Origin of the sequence: Bacillus sp. J14TS2 (assembly GCF_018333015.1) — a bacterium.
Taxonomy (GTDB): Bacteria; Bacillota; Bacilli; order Bacillales; family Bacillaceae_C; genus Lederbergia.
On the sequence record NZ_BORE01000012.1, the window covers coordinates 50,504 to 74,418 of the forward strand.

At 38.4% G+C, this 23,915-nt stretch carries 21 protein-coding genes and 1 CRISPR repeat array; of the genes, 2 read left to right on the plus strand and 19 right to left on the minus strand.

Annotated features, from left to right (window positions below; translation table 11 throughout):
* Window position 1: 1 nt before the first annotated feature.
* From cas5c to glsA, 6 genes are all read right to left on the minus strand, one after another.
* On the minus strand, window positions 2-709 hold the full coding sequence (gene cas5c, locus KI375_RS18060) for a type I-C CRISPR-associated protein Cas5c (RefSeq protein WP_212974838.1): 708 nt from the start codon (window positions 707-709) through the stop codon (window positions 2-4).
* A gap of 88 nt (window positions 710-797) precedes the next feature.
* Window positions 798-3,224 carry a CRISPR-associated helicase Cas3' gene (gene cas3, locus KI375_RS18065; RefSeq protein ID WP_212974839.1) on the minus strand — a complete coding sequence of 809 codons (2,427 nt, stop codon included), beginning with the start codon at window positions 3,222-3,224 and terminating at the stop codon, window positions 798-800.
* Window positions 3,225-3,584: 360 nt separating this feature from the next.
* Window positions 3,585-4,337: direct repeats of the CRISPR family, unit length 32 nt; unit sequence ATTTCAATCCACGCACTCATGAAGAGTGCGAC.
* Window positions 4,338-4,611: 274 nt separating this feature from the next.
* Window positions 4,612-6,195: a PTS sugar transporter subunit IIABC family protein gene (locus KI375_RS18070; protein ID WP_212974840.1), complete on the minus strand. Its 1,584-nt coding sequence runs from the start codon at window positions 6,193-6,195 to the stop codon at window positions 4,612-4,614.
* A 206-nt stretch (window positions 6,196-6,401) separates the two neighbouring features.
* Window positions 6,402-6,791, minus strand: coding sequence for a hypothetical protein (locus tag KI375_RS18075; protein WP_212974841.1), 390 nt, complete (start codon window positions 6,789-6,791; stop codon window positions 6,402-6,404).
* A gap of 87 nt (window positions 6,792-6,878) precedes the next feature.
* Window positions 6,879-7,124, minus strand: a complete 246-nt coding sequence (locus tag KI375_RS18080; protein ID WP_212974842.1) for a DUF6429 family protein — start codon at window positions 7,122-7,124, stop codon at window positions 6,879-6,881.
* Window positions 7,125-7,235: 111 nt separating this feature from the next.
* Entirely contained in the window at window positions 7,236-8,165 is a 930-nt protein-coding gene (gene glsA / locus KI375_RS18085; RefSeq protein ID WP_212974843.1) for a glutaminase A, read from the minus strand.
* 635 nt (window positions 8,166-8,800) lie between these two features.
* On the opposite strand from glsA, the gene KI375_RS18090 reads away from it, so the two are divergent.
* A complete protein-coding gene (locus tag KI375_RS18090; protein ID WP_212974844.1) occupies window positions 8,801-9,616 on the plus strand; it encodes a ZIP family metal transporter in 816 nt (271 codons plus the stop codon).
* A gap of 57 nt (window positions 9,617-9,673) precedes the next feature.
* On the opposite strand, the gene KI375_RS18095 is transcribed toward KI375_RS18090, so the two are convergent.
* The 11 genes from KI375_RS18095 to KI375_RS18145 all read right to left on the minus strand — a co-directional run bounded on the left by KI375_RS18095 (window position 9,674) and on the right by KI375_RS18145 (window position 22,049).
* The gene (locus tag KI375_RS18095; protein WP_212974845.1) at window positions 9,674-10,222 is read right to left on the minus strand and encodes a hypothetical protein; all 549 of its coding nucleotides are present in this window, start codon (window positions 10,220-10,222) and stop codon (window positions 9,674-9,676) included.
* A gap of 252 nt (window positions 10,223-10,474) precedes the next feature.
* The gene (locus KI375_RS18100) at window positions 10,475-11,725 is read right to left on the minus strand and encodes a YeeE/YedE family protein (protein WP_212974846.1); all 1,251 of its coding nucleotides are present in this window, start codon (window positions 11,723-11,725) and stop codon (window positions 10,475-10,477) included.
* Between the two features lie 236 nt (window positions 11,726-11,961).
* A complete protein-coding gene (locus KI375_RS18105; protein ID WP_212974847.1) occupies window positions 11,962-14,007 on the minus strand; it encodes a DUF4179 domain-containing protein in 2,046 nt (681 codons plus the stop codon).
* Window positions 14,008-14,389: 382 nt separating this feature from the next.
* On the minus strand, window positions 14,390-14,974 hold the full coding sequence (locus tag KI375_RS18110) for a GNAT family N-acetyltransferase (protein WP_212974848.1): 585 nt from the start codon (window positions 14,972-14,974) through the stop codon (window positions 14,390-14,392).
* A gap of 265 nt (window positions 14,975-15,239) precedes the next feature.
* Complete coding sequence (rlmD, locus tag KI375_RS18115) at window positions 15,240-16,616, minus strand: 23S rRNA (uracil(1939)-C(5))-methyltransferase RlmD (protein ID WP_212974849.1); 1,377 nt, start codon at window positions 16,614-16,616, stop codon at window positions 15,240-15,242.
* A 74-nt stretch (window positions 16,617-16,690) separates the two neighbouring features.
* Window positions 16,691-16,900 carry a YdbC family protein gene (locus KI375_RS18120; protein ID WP_212974850.1) on the minus strand — a complete coding sequence of 70 codons (210 nt, stop codon included), beginning with the start codon at window positions 16,898-16,900 and terminating at the stop codon, window positions 16,691-16,693.
* A gap of 73 nt (window positions 16,901-16,973) precedes the next feature.
* A complete protein-coding gene (locus KI375_RS18125) occupies window positions 16,974-17,204 on the minus strand; it encodes a hypothetical protein (protein ID WP_212974851.1) in 231 nt (76 codons plus the stop codon).
* Between the two features lie 22 nt (window positions 17,205-17,226).
* A complete protein-coding gene (gene ftsH / locus KI375_RS18130; protein ID WP_212974852.1) occupies window positions 17,227-19,062 on the minus strand; it encodes an ATP-dependent zinc metalloprotease FtsH in 1,836 nt (611 codons plus the stop codon).
* Between the two features lie 22 nt (window positions 19,063-19,084).
* Window positions 19,085-19,537 (minus strand): MarR family winged helix-turn-helix transcriptional regulator, encoded by a 453-nt coding sequence (locus KI375_RS18135; RefSeq protein ID WP_212974853.1) that lies wholly within the window; start codon window positions 19,535-19,537, stop codon window positions 19,085-19,087.
* 183 nt (window positions 19,538-19,720) lie between these two features.
* Entirely contained in the window at window positions 19,721-21,307 is a 1,587-nt protein-coding gene (gene dacB, locus KI375_RS18140; protein WP_244852812.1) for a D-alanyl-D-alanine carboxypeptidase/D-alanyl-D-alanine endopeptidase, read from the minus strand.
* A gap of 25 nt (window positions 21,308-21,332) precedes the next feature.
* Window positions 21,333-22,049, minus strand: a complete 717-nt coding sequence (locus tag KI375_RS18145) for a metallophosphoesterase family protein (protein ID WP_212974854.1) — start codon at window positions 22,047-22,049, stop codon at window positions 21,333-21,335.
* 390 nt (window positions 22,050-22,439) lie between these two features.
* Here KI375_RS18145 and KI375_RS18150 point away from each other — a divergent pair, with 390 nt between their 5' ends.
* On the plus strand, window positions 22,440-22,958 hold the full coding sequence (locus KI375_RS18150) for a hypothetical protein (RefSeq protein ID WP_212974855.1): 519 nt from the start codon (window positions 22,440-22,442) through the stop codon (window positions 22,956-22,958).
* Window positions 22,959-22,967: 9 nt separating this feature from the next.
* Here the strand turns inward: KI375_RS18150 and KI375_RS18155 are convergent, their stop codons facing one another.
* Together KI375_RS18155 and KI375_RS18160 are read right to left on the minus strand one after the other, a co-directional pair.
* A complete protein-coding gene (locus KI375_RS18155; protein ID WP_212974856.1) occupies window positions 22,968-23,588 on the minus strand; it encodes a hypothetical protein in 621 nt (206 codons plus the stop codon).
* A gap of 95 nt (window positions 23,589-23,683) precedes the next feature.
* Window positions 23,684-23,827: a paeninodin family lasso peptide gene (locus KI375_RS18160; protein ID WP_207448838.1), complete on the minus strand. Its 144-nt coding sequence runs from the start codon at window positions 23,825-23,827 to the stop codon at window positions 23,684-23,686.
* Window positions 23,828-23,915: the final 88 nt, after the last annotated feature.

Sequence of the window (23,915 nt, forward strand, 5' to 3'; positions counted from 1 at the left end):
CTTAATCTAAACTTTTTAATAGAGCGTCAACTGATTCCACATTTGCTTGATCGAAATGTTTTGGTTCCATCTCTCGGATTTTTCGTATTTTGGTGCATTCCCCTGGTTTTCTAAATTCAATTAAGCCATCTTTCATGATTGGATTCCATAAACGTACTTCCATGTGATTTCGTCCTGTTTCATCTGGATAATTTATCCCATGAACCATTGTTCCTAAATGAATCTCTCCATCATAATCATCGTAAAAACCTTTTCCCTCACCAAAAACACAAGGCTCCACATAGGCTTGGCATTCCCGAGTTCCTAGGAAAACATCTCTTCGTCCGCCCGCTTTTAATGAGCGCTTCATTATGTTGTGGTGCTTGTGTTCATTACGATCAAAAGCCATATCTGGTCGGTGATCATTAAATTCAAAATGAGCCAGGACTTGATACCGAACATCCCGTAAATACGTATAATTCGCAAGTGTGTTTCCACCCCCATATTCAATGGGACGGATTCCTTTAGATTCCATTTTTATAGGATTCATAATCCGAACCTTATCCACTATCATGACAAGAGTCGGTTTCCAGTAAATACTTTCTACAATTCCCTTTAACGCTTGGTATGTCGGCACCTGATAGGATAACTTCTCGCCACCTAGTTTTGTTAATGGATCCGTGAAAAGAGCATACTCTCCATACACTTCAAATTCTATTGAATTTCTCACATGTTCACCTCCCTTCAAGTTCTAAGCTAAGTTGCCGCCTTTATAGCGTCGATTGAAAGATACAATATTATATACGGAAAATAGGTTTTTACCATGCCATAAAGTCAAACTGACTGTCATTTTGTATTTCCAATCCGAATTCTTCACTGTATGCTCCCTCCTTTAGAGCCATTATTTTCCCATCAAATAAGGAAACCAGCCCTGCATTTCTATTGATTAGTTCTTTTTCATAGGTATAAAGATTAATTGTATATTGTTGCGCCTTTCTCAGTAATTGCGTTAGGTCATCTATTTTTTGCGCCCCAACTAATTCAGCGATGATCTCTTTTCCTTTTCCAAATGGAACCAATACGGATGTAGTGTTATTTTCAATCACATGGAAATTCTCTGCTGCAGTAAGATATCCATTAACAAGAAAAAGTGGAACAGGTTCTCTGTTTTTACTAATATATGCTCGATGAAAACTGTAATTTTCTCTGGAAGCGGTCAGAATTTCTGTCATATCCTTCTTGAATTTCGGAATTAAATAATCTAAATCAGTTCTTAGCTCTGTGTAAAATTCTTGAAAATATCTTTCCATCGCTTGATTGGAGAGGACATTCCCTCCATGGTTTCTTTTATCCTTATTAATATCAATAAGAAGCCGTTTAGAAATTCTTTTGCCAACTTCAATTTCCTTTAGATGCTGCAATGCTTCTTCCTCGTGATCAATCACATACACATTTTGCAGTCCTGTCTCCCCATGACGATTACACCTTCCGGCTGCTTGCGCTATTGAATCAAGTCCAGCTAAAGAGCGTATGACACATTGAAAACTCACGTCAACCCCAGCTTCAATTAATTGAGTGCTAACACAAATAACAGGCTCTTTGGCTTTTAAACGTTGTTTTACTTCTTCTAAGATTTGACTGCGATGGGCGGAACACATAGAAGTACTTAAATGATAAATCGGCACACCTGATATTTCTTCTTTTAATTTTGTATATAAATTTCTTACAACCGTTTTCGTATTTAAGATAAGCAAGATGCTTTGAACCTCGTTCATTTTTTCATTTACAAACTGGACAAGAGATTCGTTGTTATACGTTTTAGTGGTGGCTTGATCTATTATTTCGACCCTTTTAAAAGCATCGACAACCTGATCCAATTGATTAATAATTTCCGCATCAGAATTTACTTCTAATTTTTTCTCAACATAATCTAATGCTGGTTGAGTCGCTGTGCAAAGTAACATGCTGCTATTCCCATAAATTTTCAAAAAGTTTACAGCATGGTTAAATAAAGAAACACATTTTGTAGGAACTTTTTGTACTTCGTCAAAAATAATGACAGAATCACTAATATTATGGAGTCTTCGAATATTCCGACTGCCCTTAGCATAAAATACATTTAAAAATTGGACCATTGTAGTAAATATGATAGGGGCATCCCAATTATCTTTTGCCAGTTTTAGTTTTTGTTGTTCGTTTATGAGGCCATCTTGAAATTCATCATTATCATGTACATCTTCTATAACATTAGAATGATGTTCCAAAATGTTTTCTGAATCCTTTAAGATCCTTCTTACTTCAGCGGCATTTTGTTCAATAATCGAGGTATAAGGAATTACATAAATAATTCTTTTCTTCTTATGAAGCATGGCGTGTTTTAAAGCATAACGAAGACTAGCCAACGTTTTTCCTCCGCCAGTTGGAATTGATAGCGTATAAATCCCAGATGGCTTCTCGGCAAAGGCATCACATTGTTCCGACATTTCTGTTCTTAGACGATTGATAGGGTTGTTTGCACTTCCATCCTCTTTGAATGCTGAAAGCTTATTCATTAGTCTTTTATAATAGATTTCAAATAACTGATCATGTTGAAAAGATTCTATTGATTGATTTTCTTCAAATAATCTTGTATTCGTTCGATCTGCATCAATCAACATACTAAAAATAAACTTTGTTAAAAACATTAATTGTTTCTCACTATTTTCTGGTAAATCTTTAGAAATAAATTTTTCTAATCCCATAGCCGCCTGATCAACATAAGCATGAAAATCCTTTTCAGAGATAACTTTTTCAAAGAAAAGCTCTTTGGTTTTGCTGAAATCCATTAATTCTTTATCTCGTACTCTCTTTAGATAAGGAGACTCTAAATCTGGATTTAAAAAATCCTGTAAATATGAATGGTGGGAAATTATTGCATTCCCGACAATCTCCGCCACAAGTCCCTTAGTTGGAGTAATCTTTTCATTTGTATGAAGTAATTTATATAGCAATTTCCCACCTGCTGTCGAATGATCGACACTCCCTCGTTTTGGAGCATTTTCCGGGTCGTAAACCGCTTTCATAATGTAGTCTCGAAATTCATCCGTATATTTACCTAGATCATGGAGCAACCCCGCAAGTCCCGCAAGATGTTTCACACCTATTTTTTCTCCATAATCTTCTGCTAATTTTTTCACACCTAATAGATGCTCTTCAACAGTTTGTATTTGCTTATCAAACTCCCGAATATGTGCGATATAACTCATTTACTTCCTCACCTCTTCAATATATAGGGATATTATACTACTTCTATAGTTATACTTCTGTATTTTTCTACAAAATCCTTCAAATAATTGGAAATTTTTTGCTTAACAATACGTAATATTTCGATTCTCTAACGATTATAAAGAAAACACAAATAAATCCTAAGGTACTAACTAGCTAGTATACTAGTTTTCTCAGGATCAATTTTAAGACTATTTACGGATATATAGGAGACGTATATTTTTTTACTTTCATACCTGCGAGGAAATACAGACTTATATTATTGTGAGGCAAGGTGCTGAAGATGACACCCATGAAGAGTGCGGCAAGCATCTTCAGGATCAATAAACTGTATCCTTAACATTTCAATCCACGCACTCATGAAGAGTGCGACCGATCTTAGTACTCTGTCTTGATACAGCGCCTTATTTCAATCCACGCACTCATGAAGAGTGCGACGGCATACAGCGAGGTGATTAAGGTTCCTCATACAATTTCAATCCACGCACTCATGAAGAGTGCGACTGGGATGCAAAAAACAGACATGGATTGCCTGATATTTCAATCCACGCACTCATGAAGAGTGCGACGATGGTTGATGATCTCCCAAATAAGGTAACTCATATTTCAATCCACGCACTCATGAAGAGTGCGACATGTATACATATAATGACCCCCATCATAATGTAAATTTCAATCCACGCACTCATGAAGAGTGCGACTCTCGCTGGTGCCGGATCACAGATTGGTATGACTATTTCAATCCACGCACTCATGAAGAGTGCGACCAAATCGATCTTTCTCCATTTCTCGATCTTTATATTTCAATCCACGCACTCATGAAGAGTGCGACGCCACTTTTTCCGATTCTGCATCCCACGTGTTTTATTTCAATCCACGCACTCATGAAGAGTGCGACGCTCAATACAGATACGTGTCTATGATAAGTTGGAGATTTCAATCCACGCACTCATGAAGAGTGCGACTTAAAATCGGAAATACGTTTCACATCTTTCTCAATTTCAATCCACGCACTCATGAAGAGTGCGACCCAACAATCGTCTTGTCAATACTAAAACCGATATTTCAATCCACGCACTCATGAAGAGTGCGACGGCGATTTTAGGCAAAATTTAGCTCTTAAAATGAGTTTTTTGCCCAAAATGCACTTAATTTTATAAAGTTTCAGAGAAAACTTTATAAATAGTGATAAAAAGAGTAAAAAAGCGAAAAAAATTGGTGCGAGTCTCCCGGGATATTCATGTGCACTTGAGGTTCGCACTGTAAATTGAATTCCTTACTTGAATATTTTTATCTCCCCGGACTTTTTCAATTGGCAACAGCCAATCTCTTTAACTTTTCATTAAAATAGTCAATTCTAATACACTCTCACTCTACTTCAACAATCCCATTATTGTCTACAATCTCCTGCTTCTTTCTCCGCACCACTTTATTCGCAAATAGGGTAATTAGTAAGGAACAAGAAAACGTGACGAGCATGGAAATGATAAAGCCTACCACATTATCAGATGCAAATGGAGCGACAAAGGAAGGGAGGTAAGCTGTTCCTCTAACATTAAAGAGGCCAACTAGCGCTCCACCAATTCCAGCAGAAAATAGAGCTCCACCAAAAACAAGTTTATTGGAAAACATAAAAGGATAGGCGGATTCTACGAAAGTTCCGAAACCTAGATTGATCATAAAGCCAGGAGCGGCGATAGCGGCTTCACCCTTATCTCGGGGAGCGATGATGTTCGCAAGGTTAATCCCGGCAGCAACAATGACTAATGAAACCATATCGACAGCGCCTAAGAAACTGTTTCCGCTCTTTTCCATTTCAAGCAATACGATGGGCAAAATCGCAGCATGATAGATTCCGCCAAGGATCGCCGGCCAAATTAATAAGCCTGCTACTGCACCAGCAAGAACGGGACTAAAGGCTACAGCCTGTTCAAGCATGAGTTTTATGTAATCGCCAAGCATTAAGGCTAATGGTCCAATTAAATAGAATACAAGTAGTCCTGATAATATTCCAGAGAATCCTCCGGCAACAATATTGACGGTCGTCATTGGAAAGCGCCATTGCACACATTTAAGAAATAAAAATTGGACGAGCAATCCCGCTCCAATTCCACCAATCATCCCACCAATTATGCCTCCATCAATTGATAATACTCCGGCAATAATGCCCGCAACGATCGATACTTCATCCAAATCAGAAACCTGCTTTGCTGCAATTGCCGCAATCACAACAGGCAAAGCTTGCAATAATAGATCAAAAATTTCACCTAAGCCGGACAATCCGGGAATTTTACTTAATGCAAGAATCAGTGCTAATGCGATAAAGGCAGGCAAAGAAGCCATCATAATCCCTCTAATATTGATTCTTTTAAATGGATTCCCCGACTCAGTCTCCGAAGGTCCCCCGATGACTGGTTGATATTTGCTTCCCCAGAATTTACTTAAAGAAGAAACAAAAGAGACCGCTCTTGTGCGACTTGTTGTCCCCGTTGTACCAGATGTTGAGATTACATTGGCTCCTTTTGATGCTGTGATGGCCATCGATGTGCCACCTGTCCCAACAATGGGAATCTTCTTTTCGGCAGCAGCTAAAACCGCCTCCTTATTACTCCCTACTGGATCAATACTCATCGTAATCAACCCATCAATGTTTCCATTTCGGATGTCTTCGGCAATCTCACTATCAATTGAAGCAGCCTTATCATTTACCTCTTGCAAAGTTCCTTCAAATATTTTAGTTGGCTTTGTTTCTTGAAGTGTATATAGGCCAGCTTTCGTGTGTTTTTTCGCTGTATCCATCGAAACTTCGGCTCCAATAAATTGGACTGCTCTTATATGAATGTCAGCTGAATCACACTGAATGAATATTTCCGATAGAAGCTTCTCAGGGTCCTTCCCGCCTAAATTGTATAAGTTTCCGCCACTACTCCCTAAAATCGCTATATTTTTCACGGGTGCTTTCCCCTCCCTACAAACGAAAATCTGTACGTCTATTTACTACCTTGTTAGCATACTAAAGTAAGAAAATATACATAAAGTATAAACCTGAAAAGGGAAAATGAAAAGAAGAGATTTACGTTTATTCTTCTGTAGGGAGAAATCCTGTTCTAAATTAAATCAGATAGATAGAAGGAAATCGCTTTTACAATTAAGAATTTCTATTCCCTTAGATGATTTGCACCCTTTTCCTCCCTTTCCAAGCTTTCCCTTCTTTCTATTTCCTCCATCTCCTCATGAGTAATCCCAAGAGGCGCACCACCTGTATATCCTGCAATAAAGGCAAATATTTCATCTGAATCATATTCCATCGCTAATCTCTTGTTTTCTTCATTTTTCTTTCGTCTCCTTCTTCTTTCCTTTCTTCGTTCATTGTGAATTTTTCTTTTTTCAACCCATTGTTGTACTTCTTGTTTTTCTTCAGGAGTAATCTTTACGCCTAATTGTGTAAGTTCATTCATTGCGTTTTTCAAATTGAGCCCGGAATTTTTTGAATAGGCCTTTACGATATGATCTCCATCAATTTTTCCGATCCATTCCTTCGTCTTCATAAAGGCGCTCTTTTTTTGGGCATTCCCATTAATTCGCCTTTTAGCTTCTTCTTTTTCTTCATATCCGTATTCATTGTCTCACAATACTCAATTATTCTTAGTTTCACCAAAGTACTTTTTCATTAATTTTTCGGCCTCTTCAATACCGTCATTTGTTAAATAAACAGATTTAGCGCGAATACTTCCCCTAATAAAATCCTCATCAGTAAGTTCATTTAAAATATCAAATGGATAACCTTTCCAACTTCTGCTCATTTCCTGAGACAGTTCATCCTCTTTCCATGATGTTAAGTATAGCAATAACAAAGTAAGCTCTCTAATCTTTTCCTCCATTTTTCAACCCTCTTTTAATAATCATGTTAAGCATGGCTTTTAAAAAGCAAAAATTTTATCATATTGCTGCCCTTCTTCAATGGTATCTTTGGCTTTTATTTAAAATAAACATTAAAACATACTCAACTCATACCGTTTAGAAAGCAGCTCCAATAATTTGATTCCCGCTATACTATTCCCTTTCTCATCTAAGGCGGGACCGAAAATGCCAATGCCGAATTTCCCTGGAACGGCTCCCATAATTCCACCAGACACACCGCTTTTTGCCGGTATACCAATTTTTATCGCAAATTCACCAGAGGCATTATACATTCCACAAGTCACCATGAATGTTTTACAGATACGAGCAATATCGGTAGGAATAATTTGCTTACGGCTTTCGGGGTCTACCCCATCCATTGCAAATATCATGCCAATGCGCGCTAGTTCTAGACAGTTCATTTCAATCGCACATTGTTTCGTGTATAAATCCATTAACACATCAACATCTTCCTGAATCATCTGATGTTGTTTTAAAAAATAACAAAGCGCCCTATTTAAAAAGGCGGTTTCAAATTCAGATTTTGCTACTTCCTCACAATAATGAATTGTCGAATCGTTGGCCATTTCTCTTATCAACGATAAAAGCCTGTCAAATCGATCCTCCATACTGTTTCCTTTTATCATATTTGTAACAACAAGTGCTCCCGCATTAATCATTGGATTTAATGGTTTTGCAGGCGTTAAATTTTCTAACTTGGCAATTGAATTGAATGGGTCCCCCGTCGGTTCCATCCCAACACGTTCAAACACATAATTTGTTCCTCTATCCATTAAAACTAAGGCCAAGCTAATCACCTTTGATATACTTTGAAGAGATATTTTTCGTTCAATATCACCGGCAGATGTACATTGCCCATCTGGATATTTAATCGCAATCGATAAATCGTGCGGATTAGCTTTTCCGAGAGCAGGAATATAATCCGCCACCTTGCCGTCCTTGGTATACTTCTTGGCTTCCCTCACTAATTCAAATAATTCATCATTCGATTGACATGGCATCATCATCACCCAAACATAGTATGGACTATTAAGGAAATATCACTCAAATTAATCAAAAGTTCATGAAGATGCCACTAAAATCAAATCGATTAACTATTCAATTTTCGTTTCATTTAGTAGGATCTCAGCAAATTTCTGTAAGCCCATATTAGTAGCAGTTTTTTTCCTTCACATGATTGGGTGCTTTCTAAATTGTTCCATAAAATTACTAATGGCTCCGCTATTTTTCATTCTATAAGTGTCTATTCGACAAATAAAGATATTATCCTCTAAAAAATAATCACTTAAACTGCCTTCATCAACTATAATTTCCTTTCAACATTAAACATTCATGAACAACGGATTTTCCTTCTCTTCCTCAATTTATTCACACTTCCAGCTATCGAAAGATGTGAAAAGACGTTACATGCAATTCCATTTTGCATATGATAAACTTGAAGGTATCGATTATGGATGGTCCTTCTCTGCCTGACAATTGGCTTGTGATTATAGCGGAGTGGAATTTTCTTGGAATTGATTTAGAACTGAATGTTGATGTTATTAGGTTCAGCAGCAGTTGCCAGCAAGCTTTATGAGCCTTGAGTAAGTCAGCTCCAATTCATTTTTACCATTATTTTTAGAGGAGTTCGTCCCATATGGTTGAGTTTTTTCAAAATTTTGATCCCATTACACAAGCGTTAATCGCTACTTTATTTACATGGGGAATGACGGCTCTTGGTGCTAGTGTCGTTTTTGCCACAAAAACTTTAAACCAACGCCTATTGGATAGTATGTTAGGTTTTGCTGGTGGTGTGATGATTGCGGCTAGTTATTGGTCTTTACTGGCACCAGCTATCGAAATGTCGGATGACCATGCGATTGGGAGTTGGTTTCCAGCAGCATCGGGATTTTTATTAGGTGGAGTTTTTCTATGGGGAATTGATAAAATTTTACCCCATCTACACCCAAATACCCCCATTGGGCAGGCGGAAGGATATTATCCAAAACAAAGAAAAAGAAGTACATTATTAGTACTCGCCATCACACTTCATAATATCCCGGAAGGCTTAGCAGTCGGAATTGCTTTTGGTGCCCTTGCAAATGGAGGAACAGAGGCAACTTTGGCAGGTGCCTTGACGCTCGCAGTTGGAATTGGTATTCAGAATTTTCCCGAAGGTGTTGCGGTTTCCATGCCCTTAAGAGGAGAGGGAATGTCTCGAAGGAAAAGCTTCTTCTACGGACAATTTTCAGGTATGGTCGAACCAATTGCTGCAATTCTTGGTGCAATCGCTGTCGCATTTATTGAACCTATATTGCCCTACGCTCTGAGCTTTGCGGCTGGGGCCATGATCTTTGTTGTAGCTGAAGAAGTAATCCCAAGTTCACAAGAAAAAGGAAATAAAGATTTGGCTTCCATGAGTTTAATGGTTGGTTTTGTTTTAATGATGATATTGGATGTGGCATTGGGGTAAGCCGGAGAGGACAAGGTGCGGCTCAATCCCAACACCCTTTGCATGATGCTCGTCCTATTACGCATTTTTGATTTTAAAAATTTCTCTTTCGTGTTCAGATATTTTTTTATCAAAATATTCTAGATCCTCTTTTGTTGCAAGGACCTCAAAATAGGAAATAGTTTCTGAGTGATATTCTGATAATTTTCCTGTTTGCTCGTGGATGGAATCTTGTTTTAATTCTAGATTAGATAGGCGCTCGTCCATTTTAGCCATGTGTACGGATGTTTTTTGTTGTTCAACTTTTAGTGTGGAGACATCTTCTTTGAGGTTTGAAACATCAGTTTTGAGAGTTGTGACATCTTCCTTAAGGCTCGAAACATCAGTTTTGAGAGTTGTGACATCTTCCTTGAGGCTCGAAACATCGGTTTTGAGAGTTGTGACATCTTCCTTAAGGCTCGAAACATCGGTTTTGAGAGTTGTGACATCTTCCTTAAGGCTCGAAACATCAGTTTTAAGAGTTGTAACATCTTCCTTAAGGCTCGAAACATCGGTTTTGAGGGTCGAGACGTCAGTTTTTATCCCTCTTATTTCTACAAGGATTTGATTTAATATTTTTTCGGACATTTTCCTTTCACCTCCTTTTTTATAGAAACATAAATCCATTATACTACAAAATTCTACACTATTGTCGTTATTTTGTTTCTTTGTCGCCAATCTGAATTGGAATAAACTGAATCTTGATAAGTGGATTATTTTAATTTGATCCAAAGCTTATTGCTCCCCCACAAACTTTCAATATGGAATTTTATAAAAATACAACGATGCTGTAATCAGAGCACCGTTGTATTTTTATAGGAATATAGGAAGCCAATGTAATCAACAAAACGAATCATTTTTACTGGGATTACTCAAACCAAAGATTTTCCTGCAATATAAGCCAAAGAAAGAGCCCGCAAGTGCCATGACCATCCAGACCCAGCCATGTAAACTGAATGAAGCAATCCCACTGAAATATGCCCCTATATTACAGCCAAATGCAAGTCTAGCACCATACCCCATTAGAAGCCCGCCAATAATCGATGAAGCAGCTACACCTGGCTTGATTTTTCCCGGTTTAAAATTACCTTGAAATGCAGCAGCAATAAATGCACCAAGGATAATACCAAAATTCAATACACTTGTAGAGTCTGCCAACACTGTTTGTTGTAATGCTTGTGTATTACCTTGCCAATAAGACCAGCTTGCTACATCCATTCCAAAAAATTGTAGAAATTTAGATCCCCAAAGTACAAAAGCTGATGTAACGCCCCAAGGTGTACCTCTCACTGAAAGTACTAGTGCATTGAGTACAGCAAGTACAACACCAGCTGTCACTAATGGCCATGCTCCTCGCCATATTTTTTTGAAACCACTTGTTGTAGCGAGTGGCTTCATTTGTGGAGGTTTTTTCTTTTTAGAAATTTTTACAGTTACACCATAAATGCCAAAGAAAATAAGCAGCTGCACAATCCATCCACCAAAATATCCAAGCCCTGTTGATTCTGCTAAAGAAATTGGCGGAAGTGATGGCAAATCTAACCAAAACCCAAGATGATAAGCACCTATAACAGACCCAGCAATAAATGCAATTAAGGTTAAAATCATCGAGGATTTACCGCCCCCTAAATTATATAGCGTACCGGACGCACAGCCATTTCCCATTTGCATGCCAATACCAAATACAAATGAACCAACAAGAATACTGACACCCACTGGAGAAACAGATGCTGATGGTGTTACGCCTGTAAAACTGAAACCAGTACCCAGTATAATCGCAAATAGTGTTGTCGCAACTGCTAACATAATCATGTGGGCCTGTATTCCTTGCACATTCCCAACCGATACCAACCGTCTGAATGCAGATGTAAACCCAAAGCGCGCATGTAGCAAAGTTACACCCAAAGCAATGCCCAACAGATATAAAACCGCTTGTATGGAACCTGAAGTAACCAAGATCATTACAAGTAATATAGCAGCCGCGATTGCACCAATCCATAAAAACGGCTTTTGAATAGGATTAAGCTTCGTCACGATCGTAGTTGGTTGCTCTAGATTTCGTACATTTAAGCTTCTCGCAACTTGTGCCATTCTAATCCCCTCTAATTCCTATAAATTTACTCGACTTTAATGATTAGAAATATTGTAATACATTTTGGGAGGAATGTAAATGGCAAATTTAAAAATTAGCACTTCCTAATGCGATTGCCTACTTCTTCCTACATGCAATGAAATAAGCAACTATTTCATTGCATGATAGCTTGATTGTTTTTCATTTTCCGTATTTCTTATCTATTCATTTTCCCACATCATGTAAGCGATCAATATTACTCCAACGAAATCTCCACATTCTCATTCAAATATTTTGTTGTACTATATTCATAAATCTCAAGGCTTTTGGGGATCACATTCTTATCAGCACGGTTACCGTATAACTGTATCGTTTGGACAGTAAAGAAATAACGAGGCTGGTCAATTTCTTCATATGGGACAGGATTTTTATTCATATCATATTCGATGCCATTTATATCAACTAGTACACCTTCAGAATTCATTTCCATTGAACTAATTCCTTCACCATCCTCATCCAAAATATGGAATTGAATCCTCTCATATTCTCGATTCTCAATTTCATGATTGCTGATGACGACTTCGGTAGGCCCCCCCACTTCAATCTTGTCGATTGAGATTGTACTGCCCATATATTCAAAGGTCTGAGGATATTCTTTGGTATCATCCAGCTCGATCGTTTTATGGTCTTCAACGGTTAGTTGAACAGATTGGAATTGCACGTTAACATCCTTTGGTTTTTTTCCAAAAAATGGGGCAAAGGATGTTTGAAAAGTAAGCCCATTATCATACGAAAGACGACCGCCATATGGATCCGTTTCCAACATTTTATTATTTATTGTAATATGATCAAGATTCAGAAATTCTATCCACTTCTGTTCCAGTTCGTCATGGATAGACACATCCAGAATCGTCTCCGTTGGGGCAATCGTTAGTTTATCAAATCGAATTGGCATCCCCTCAACTTCTGTTTCTTGATCCAATTCATATTCAATCAAGGGCTGTTTTGTTACAGGAATCTCGAAGTTCCACTCACCTGTTTCAGATTCCGCCCCCGTAATATTATTTTGGTCAGAAGCATCACGACTCAATCTTTGAAGTGTTGTGATGTTCAGTTTAATGGTCTCTTCATCCTTTATTAGTGGCAGTAGACTAATTTTTCCTTGATACACATTCTTTTTTTTATTATTTAGATCCGATGTAAGATCAGGAGGAGAGTACCTTGGGAATATTTTATGATTCATGATTTCATATTCATTCTCCACAAAAGCGCCCCCATTATAACTCATTATATATTGGTTATCTTTATCTGTGTCCTCTATTTCGTAAAAAACAAGTGTTTGAATATCATCAGCAATCACACTTTTAATCTTAATTTTCACCCCATTGCTTTCCGCTTCCAGGTTCAACCTTTTACCCAGTCCCTGTTGTAGAAAGGTGCGTAATTGCTCGTCTTCTTCTGTCCATGTATAGTATAGGTTCGTAAATGAGCCTGTAAACACTTCTATAGCTATTAACAATGCGCAAACGCTTGCAAAAACAAGCCCCATTTTTTTGCGCTTCTTGCTCTTCTTTTGTCTCTGCTTCTCCTTTGCTTTCAACCTATCTTTGACGTTCTCCATGAAACCAGCGGCCATATGGAAATCCTCAATTTTTCCAGCAAGACTTACCAGGACTTCCTGAAAGGTCCCCAAATCCTCTTGACAGTTTTGGCAATGATAAAGATGCATCTCGAAATCAATCTTCTTAGGCCGATCCAGGTTTCTTTCCAAGTAATCGAGGTAATACTTATAATACTCCTCACAGCCATTAAAGGATAAGCCAAACCCCATTTCTTTTCGAAGTGACTGTATGCCGGAAAACAAAAGCTCTTTCACCTTTTCAACTGATGCTTGGAGAAGATGTGCGACTTCCTTCTGTGGGGTTCCTTTTACATATGTAAGAACCACCGCTTCTTTCTCATCCTCTTTCAACTGATCGAGTGCCCTAAATAAATCCTGACTCGCTTCCCCTTCCTCAGACACTTGTAAACTACTATTATCAGAAAACTCTCGGCATATATGTATAAAAATTGATGTTATCCACATGTCTAATGATGTTTCCCCATTAAATCGAGGCAATTCCTTATGTACTTTGATAATCGACTGGTAAAAAACCTCTTCCAATTGCTGCCGATGTCTAAGATAGCACCGACCAAGTGTATAGAACAATCGTTGATGCTGCTCGAACCAATCAAAGATGGATTCAACGTCTTTTTCTTTTATCCTAGTGATTGAGATGGGATCTATTTTTGCTGGGATCATACATGTATCTCCCCCTTCCTTTATAGCTATATTTATTTTTTTAAATCTTTTATTATTCTATTTGAAGGTAAAACCAAAAATCTAGGTACCTATCTGCAATTGTTGGACTTAGATGCCGGATAATATATGGTTTAGATCTATTATAGCGTGGTTCAAGTCTTTAATAAATTTGCCTCAAGCTGGAAAATTCAAATGAAATTAAAGCTACATTGTTATTTCTCCATTGCAAATACCTTTCATAAAATCTAGGTGGCTGAGACTTTCACTCAAGACAAAACCAAGACTAGGTGCATATCCCCCGCTCCGGAAATATACTTCGCTAAGGCAATACATTCGTCTTTGGACTTAACATTTTGGTTATGTCACAGCCTCTTTTTTGTACTCACTCCCTCTCTTTCTCCTCCATTAGATCAACACCACGTTGTTCATCAAATGTTAACACTTCTTCCACCTTTTGTTCAGGCTTACCATAAATTTCTTTCGCTTTATAAGAATGAACGGTTTCATACATCATTTGAACTTGTTTAAAAATATCTTCTTCTGTTTCGTTTTTATTTGGTGACCAATATAAAATTTCTAAAGCGAACGGTTCATCCGTCATTAAAGAACGGGATTTGTAGCCAATCGACTGAGCATGAATAAATCCCTCACGATTATAAAAACGCAATCTTTTTTCCGTATCAGAATCATCGTAATCAATCGGTTCAACCTCTAATAAAATGGGCTTATTTTTCTTTTTCATTTTTTCAATTAATGTGCGCCCAATACCTTGCCCCCTTGATTTCGAGGATACCCATATATAATCAATAAAAATAAATGAATCGAACTCTGCGTACATCATCACATGATATGGACCTTCATCCTTATAATAAATATCCCCTTTTTCACTTAATAATTTATCCATATGCTTTTTTGATTTCATTTCCTCTGCAGGAAAGTATTCGTTTAATTTATTATACCAACTCATGACACGTCTCCTTATTATTTCGTTCAATAGAAGTATAAAATGTATGTTCTAGTATCTGCAAAAACTCAACTTTCATTCACGAATCGAGGCGTCATTTACCAAGCTTTCGGTTCACATGAATGGGGCTTTCTGATTCATTGATCGTCCCTCATTATGGTATAGATAATTTTAACAAGCTTCATGCATAGATTCATTTCCATGCCAAAAACCTCAGAAAAATATTGTTCTGAGATTTTTATTATGAAATAGACAGAAATCGGAGAGTTTATTTTCTTAATTCCAGCTTTGCAACGGACTCAACATGTGCAGTCATTGGAAACATATCCACCGGCTGCACTTCAATTGTTTTATACCCGCCATCCTCCAAAACGCGTAGATCTCGGGCCAAGGTGGCAGGATTGCAAGAGACATACACAACCTTCTTCGGTTTCATTTGGATAATCGTATCTAACAGTGCTTGATCACAGCCTTTGCGAGGCGGATCTACGACTAGAACATCGGCTTCGATTCCTTGCTTGTACCAGTTTGGGATAACTGTTTCTGCTTCCCCAACAGCAAATTCTACATTTTCCAATCGATTAAGTTGGGCATTTCTCTTGGCGTCTTCAATGGCTTCTGGAACGATCTCGACTCCGTATACCTTTTTTGCCTTTTGGGCTAAAAATAACGAGATGGTACCAATTCCGCAATAGGCATCAATCACAGTCTCTTTTCCTGTTAATTCTGCATACTGAAGGGCTTGATCATAGAGGACCTTCGTTTGCTCTGGGTTGACTTGGTAAAAAGAGCGAGCTGAAATTGCGAATTGGATATTCCCGATATAGTCTGTGATTGTTTCTCTTCCCCACAGCACTTTCGTCTCATTTCCGAAAATGACGTTCGTCCGTTTTGAATTGACGTTTTGCACGATTGATTTGAGATTTGGAATAGTTTCTACCAATTCTGCGACAAGCTTTTTCCGATTCGGAAATTCGGCTGTTCTTGTAATCAAAACAATCATCATTTCACCAGATATCTTTCCATAGCGTGCCATCACATGGCGAAGCAAACCTTTATGTGTTTTTTCTTCATAAGGCTTGATTCCATACTTTCCACATATCTCTTTTACCTTTTTCAAAACATGATCATTTTCCTCGACCTGAATCAAACATTCCTTCATATCAATAATATCATGTGTTCGTTGTCGATAAAATCCACCAATTAAGCCACCTTCTCGTTCACCGATCGGGACTTGCGATTTATTTCGATAGCGCCAGGGATTTTCCATTCCGAGAACAGGGTGGATGGGAACATCTTCTATTTTTCCAATCCGCTGCATCACATCACGGACTTGCTTTTCCTTGGCAATTAATTGCCCTTCATAGCTTAAATGCTGAAGCTGGCAACCACCACATTCCTCATAAATCGGGCATTCGGGAATAACCCGATAGCGACTTTTTTCATAAATATCAATAACTTTTGCAAAACCGTAGCCTTTATTCAGCTTCGTTACCTTTACTTTTGCCTTTTCGCCTGGCAGCCCATTGGCAATAAACAGTGGATATCCTTCCACTTTTGCTACACCATTACCGTCATGGGTTAGATCCTCAAAGGTCACATCGATGATTTGATTTTTTTGAACTGGTAATTGTACTTTCCCCATTATTGTCGTCCTTTTCCAAGTTGTCTTCATTGTCTCTGCACATTCCCCGGGTAATATATTTTAGGGACCTTATCTTATTTTAATGCAGCTTTTATCTTTTCAATTTCTTCTTCCGTTAATGTGACACCTTTTCCCATTTTTTCATGGTTAGGAGCCCAATCGCGAATATCGTATTTTGGTTCTCGTCCGTTCCAACTAATTAAATTAAGCTCCTTTGTCCAACCCTTTGGTGATTCTGAAAGAACAGCAATTTGCTCAGTAATTTCAAATTTAATCTCGGCCATTTCTCATTTCTCCTTTCATTTCACTGGTTGTATTAGTTAGATATTACCACAGAATGACTTCCTTACATAACCACTATACTTCAGTTTCTTCAATGGAGATGACACTCACTCGCCCTTCCCTTTTTCTTCTACTTTCATCAAAACGGGGACGGCCAAACCTCTCGCCCTTCCCCTTTTCTTCTCCTTTCATCAAGACGGGAAGGGCCAATCCTTTCACTCTTCCCTTTCCGTCTACTTCCTCAAAAATGGAGATGGTGTCACGGCAATGCCTTTCCCATTTCCCATGCTGAAAAAGAAGATCCAACAGCCAGTTGGATCTTCCTTGCTTATAGATTTGATTCTTTTGCTTCTAGGATGGTCATAAACTCTTCACCGGTAATCGTTTCTCTTTCTAATAAATACTTTGTGAGTTCATGTAATTTTTGCTTATTGTCTTCCAAAATTTGAATGGCCTTCTGATGGCAGCTTTTGATGATATTTAAAACTTGTTCATCAATTTTGGCAGCTGTTTCGGATGAAACTAAGAGTGACGTGTCGCCACCTAGATAAGGATTATTGACCGTTTCGAGGGCCATCATATCAAATTCTTCACTCATTCCGAATCGCGTTACCATTGATCGCGCAATTTTTGTCGCTTGTTCAATATCATTGGAGGCTCCTGAAGTGACTCGATTAAAAATAACTTCTTCTGCCGCACGTCCGCCCATAAAGGTAGTAATTTTATCCAAGGCCTCTTCTTTGCTCATGAGGACCTTCTCACCTTCTTCTACCTGCATCGTATACCCTAAAGCACCAGAGGTCCTTGGGATAATCGTGATCTTATGAACAGGAGCAGAATGACTTTGTTTTGCAGCTACAAGTGCATGACCAATTTCATGGTAAGAAATCGTTAATTTATCTTTCATGGAAATAACGGAATTTTTCCTCTGATATCCAGCTAATACCACTTCAACCGATTCCTCTAAATCACTTTGGTTCACTTCTTTTCGGTCCATTTTCACTGCACGAAGCGCGCCTTCATTTACCATATTGGCTAAGTCAGCACCAGAGGCTCCTGATGTCGCTCTTGCAATTGCATTAAAGTCAACATCTTCCGCCATTTTCACTTTGTGTGCATGAACTTTTAAAACTTCTTCCCTGCCTAAAAGATCAGGTAATTCGACAGGTACACGCCGGTCAAATCTTCCAGGCCGCAGCAATGCTTTATCTAATGTTTCTGGTCTGTTTGTCGCTGCCAAGATGACAACGCCTTTGTCAGCATCAAAACCATCCATCTCAGTTAATAGCTGATTCAGAGTTTGTTCTCTTTCGTCATTTCCGCTTGGTCCACCTGAGGTCCTGCTTTTTCCGATTGTGTCGATTTCATCAATAAACACAATACAAGGTGCCTTTTCTTGAGCTTGTTTAAATAGGTCTCTTACTCTTGCAGCACCCATTCCAACAAACATTTCTACAAACTCTGAACCGGAAATTGAGAAAAACGGAACTTTTGATTCTCCAGCTACAGCCTTGGCTAATAAGGTTTTTCCTGTACCAGGAGGTCCTACTAGCAGCGCGCCTTTAGGAATAATGGCGCCAATTTCCTGGTATCTTTTCGGATTATGAAGAAAATCGACAATTTCTTGTAAAGCTTCCTTCGCTTCCTCTTGTCCTGCTACATCTGCAAATGTTTTACCAGTTTGTGCTTCTACATAGACCTTTGCTTTGCTTTTTCCAAAAGTCATGGCATTTCCGCCGCCACCCATTTTTCCAGACAATTTACGCATAAGAAATTGTCCGACTGCAATAAAAATGACTAATGGTAAGATCCAGGCTATGATAAACTTTAAAAACGGAGAGACTTCTTTTGGGACAACCTTTGTAAACTCTACATTAGCGTCATAAAGGCGATTTACGAGCTCTGGGTCATCCATTCTTCCAGTCACATAGACCTTTTCCCTGCCACTTCCATCTACAGTGGTATAACCAATTTGGTTATCTTGGATCTCAACTGTACTAATATTCCCTTGTTCAATTTGGTTTAAGAAGGTCCCATAATCCACTTCTGATACTTTTTGCTGAATAAGAGAAGGAAAGACAAAAGCATTTAGGACTAATACCACCATCACGGAGATTAAAATATAATAGATGAGTGGTTTCTTTGGATTTTTTTGTATTTTCATAAATGTTTGCTCCTCATTCTGATTAATACCTTTCAGTTTGCCCCATCTTTTGCAATAGCTTATTTAATTGTTTTAAGCCAATAATAATCTCATGCATAGTTTGCTCAGATTCTGCTTTTGTATATAAAGTGATTTTTTCAATAATAATCTGATCAATTTCTGAGACAATATCTTGTCCTTTTTGAGTAAGGATAACCAAGACAACTCGTTCATCCTCAGGTTTTCTAATACGCTCTAATAGCGCCATTTTTTCCAACTTTTTACACATTGTTGAGATATTGGTGCCAGCCATTTTGATTTCATTCGCCAGACTTCCGATGGTGTGGGAGCCACTCTGGCGAATCCCCATAAGGATGCGAAACTGAAGTGTTGTCAGGCCAAATTGTTCAATGATCGGATTAAACACTCTATTTGTATTTTCGTTTATTTCCCGTGAATAATTCCACAGACATTGTTTAAACTCATCCATATCCATAAAAGTCCCCCCTATCCGAAATATATATAAACTATATATATTATATTTTATATTATCTATAAGGTAATTTCAATATAATTGCATACTACAAAAAGCCCGCTCTTCAAGTATGTTTGAAAAACGGACATAATATTATAGACATTTTTCCGGCTATGGATGAGAAGCGGTAGTGTTTAGATTACACTAACCATCCTCTATCAGCACCTGACAGATTTCATCCTGTATTTTCCTCATCGATCCATGTATGTAATTATTCATCATAATGGAAAAAATTAGCTTTTCCCCGTTTGCATTTGTTACATATCCAGAAAGTGTGCTTACCCCTGTGAGTGTACCTGTCTTCGCCTTTACCTTACCTTTCAGGCCTTCCGCAGTCATACGGGAGCGTAAAGTTCCGCCGATCATCCGATCTCGTTCACCCGCAACAGGTTGTGCCTGTTCAAAAGCAGGGTACCAGCTTTTTTTCTGGACTTCAAACAGTAATTTTGTTAATTCATTTGGCGGGATTAGATTTTTGTCAGAAATCCCGGAGCCATCCCGGAGTAAAATTTGCTTTTGATTTAATTCGAAATCATCAAGCGTTGCCTTCATAACATCCAGTCCACTCGGCCAACTTCCGTCATCATGGATCACTTTCCCCATTTCTTTTACCAATGTTTCAGCATGAATATTATTGCTCAGTTTCATAAAGGGGACGAGTAACTCCTGCAATGGCATCGATTTTATCGTCGCTAAAACTGAGGCAGACTCTGGTGTGACTCCTGTCTTCGCTTTTCCATTCCAAGTGATGCCATTCTTCTTTAAAGCTCCTCCCATTAAATCAACAACAAAACCAGTCGGTTCCCAAAGCGCAATCTTCACCCTTGTATGATTTGTTTCAAGTGGGATTTCTCCTTGAATAATAATTCGATTGCTGCCATGTTCTCTTCCAATCGACAGCTTATCAGGCTCTGCATTTTCGACTGTTATGGCCTTGTTGACAATCTTTACATAGCCTGTCTCCGACTTCATTTTAATTATGACAGGTGTTCCTGACTTTTCCCCTGGCTGTATATCCAGAAGTATACTGCCTGCATCATAATCCTCATCAGGGGAAATCGTAAGGGCTGAAATTTGCCCGCCATAGAACTGCTGTTCATCAGACCACATTAAATCTTGGGAGTAGCGGACATTATCATACCAGCTGTCGTCCCCAATCATATCGCCTTTAATTTTTTTAATCCCCTTTTTCTTTAAGAGGAGAGCCAATGTATCTAGGTCCTTTTGCAAAAGGGTTGGATCGCCTTTCCCCTTCATATACAAGTTCCCTTGCAGTACACCTTTTTTTATTTTCCCATCTGTTAAAATTTCTGTAGAAAAACGATACTCTGGTCCCAACACTTCCATCGCTACTGCAGCGGTCAGTAATTTCAGATTAGATGCTGGACGCAATTGTGTATCTCCATGATGGGAATAGATCAATTCTCCGTCCTCTGCTTTTCGCACACTAACACCTGTCACGACTCCATCAAGTGACGTTTTTTGTAAAATCGAATTGATTTTTTCGGCTAAGGAGGTGGATTCGGATACAGGCTCTGTTTGCTGTTTACTGAACGCAGGATAAACGACCGTACTTAACTGCGAAAACTTTCCTTCTAATATGGTTAATGGATGGGGGAACTGTTGAGCTTGGGCAGGGAGCGGTTGACTTGGCAAGGTAAAAAGGAGCAAGCTAACCAAAGCAAGAAAGATAACAAATTTGGTTTTGTTCACATAGCTTTTTTGCTTCAACTGCTTGTCCCCCTGTTCAAATCAATTAAACGCTGCCGCTTCTCCAAACATTTATAAGAAAATCTTTATTAGGATAATCCGATTGCTGTAATTTATGAATGGTTTCATCAATATTATAATTTACCCGTACTATCGATGCCTGCGCACGCCCAGGTTCCAAATCGATGAGACAGTAGGATGCTTTTTTGACTCCATCAAATGGTAAGCCCACACTTCCTAAATTCACAACTGTTTTTCCATTAATAAAGCGAATATAAGCTGTATGGATATGACCATAAAGATAGACATCTGCTTCCTGGATCATTATACGATCCTGTAACTGCTCATTACTTGCAAAGGCTGGCACAACATCAAACAAACTATTCGGTGTTGCATGAAAAGCATGGACATTTATGCCTCTTAACGTTGTGATAATTTCAGTTGGTAGATTCTGTAAATAAGTGGCATCTGCTTCATCAAGCTGAGCATGCGTCCATTCCCGTTCTTGTTGCATGATTTCCAATGCTTGACTGGGAACTTCTCCTTCTTGGACTCCTCTAACAACCCACTCATCGGCATTGCCCTTAATCACATCACATCCGAGCGATTGAACAAGTTCCAGCGAGCGCTTTGGCTCTGGTCCACGAAAGCATATATCTCCTAATACAAAAATTTGGTCTACTCCTTTATCCTTTATGTCCTCTATTACGGCTTCTAGAGCGGTTGCATTCCCATGTATATCGGAAAGAAACGCGACTTTCATTTCAACATCCCCTCCTGTATCTTTTTAAAAAGCTTATCCTATTTAATCCGATGATTCAATCACGAAACACTTGGTTCCTAATGCATGAAACTTTTCCTCATATAAAACGTATGTATTAATAGAGACAAGATAAGTGTTATGGACGTTCTCTTTCTGCTCCCTCTTCTGTATATGAGCTTTTTAAACGAAGGAAACAATCAAGTCGTTCTATCTCTTCTCGTGATGATTGCTATCGCTATTATGGTGTGAATTAGCTGGTGAGTTCTATTGCAATGGTAAAATTCATCCTTGCAGCTCTGATATTATTTGCATGTGGAAGTGGGTCCAACAAAGTGTTAAGACGGGTAACATACGGAGGATGAAACTCTCGATATACTGGATGTGTGTGTTTTGAAAATATTAGTATTACTGACGATTGTATTCAGCATTTCATTTTTGCTGATCTATACAATTATTTATAAAGAAAATAAAAAAGAGGATGAAGAGAAAAAGCTGAATGGATTTGGCCGACTGTTCGTAGCATGCATACTTGCATTAGCACCTACAGCCGTAATTGCACTTATTCTCTTTGTTTTGCTCAGCTCAACCAGTGCTATTAATATGCTATTTTCACTACAAATAAGCACAAAACAACTGATTATACTTGTAATTTCCTTCATTATCTATTTGTTCTCACTTGATAGTTTAATCGAAATAATAGTGAAGCATATAGTCGGCAAAAATCCACTTTATTATCTACTGCTACTGTGCATACGGATTTTTGCAGCTTATACTATTGGCCTCTTCATCGGTTTAAATCAACTAAACAGCTTTGCAATTGCAACGGGAGCCACGATGATTGTGTTACTCATCGAAATTTTATATGAGTTACATGGAAAGAAGAAAGGTGAATCATCCAATTCCAATTGAACATTCACCTTAGCGACGAGCGATTTTTTTCAATACGGGTTGTAGGGTAAGGAAGATTCGATTGCGACGGGGAGACTTATAGGGAGACATTCCAAAAAATCGATTTACGGCTTCCTGATTCTGCATAATTTGCTCAACATCGAAAATAACAGGGACAAGCTCTGTACTTTGCCCAGGCAATGATTCTCCCCTTTGTTCCACGGCTAATCCAAAGCAAATACGCATCATGCGAAAAAGGCGTTTTTCCATTAACCCAATATAATATTTGGGCTGATGTTGACACATATGATGATAAAACACAGACCAAAAATGCTTAAAATAGCCTTTCCGTTGATAATCCTTATGCAGACAAAGTTTGTCAATCTCCCATACACGCTCTTGATCATCACGAATATCTGTGTATTGTGAAAATGCCCATCGTCCTTCCACAGTGCTATTAGGGTTTTTCGGATCATATGGTATAAATTCGATTGTCCCAATAACAATTTTTCTTTTGTTGGGATTTAATAAATTATAACGGATGCCATTTTTAGCATAAGGGTCATTATACCAGCCATATAATGCACAAAAATATTCCCATGTCTCTGCAAATCGTCTTTGCTGACGGGCGGTTTTGACGATCTCAAACATTCATTTCACCTACTTTATTTTTTAAAAATAAGCCTCCCATACTTCTTTCCCTATACTAAGAAGTGTATGGGAGTCTATATATTTTCCTGTGCTATCTAACTATCAAGACCTGGAGTCGATGGATCTGTTGGATCACCCGGATCAGGATCTTTCCCTCCACCTTCTGGAGGATTATGCCATTTCATCGTCATGCTTACATCTAGAATTTCTAGATCTGGTTTCTGCCATGTTTTCTTCATTCTTTTCACCCTTTCTTTTTCTTCTATAGGACTATTACTAGCTCTCTATGGGAAATCCTAATATTTGAAATGACTCACCCCCTTAAAT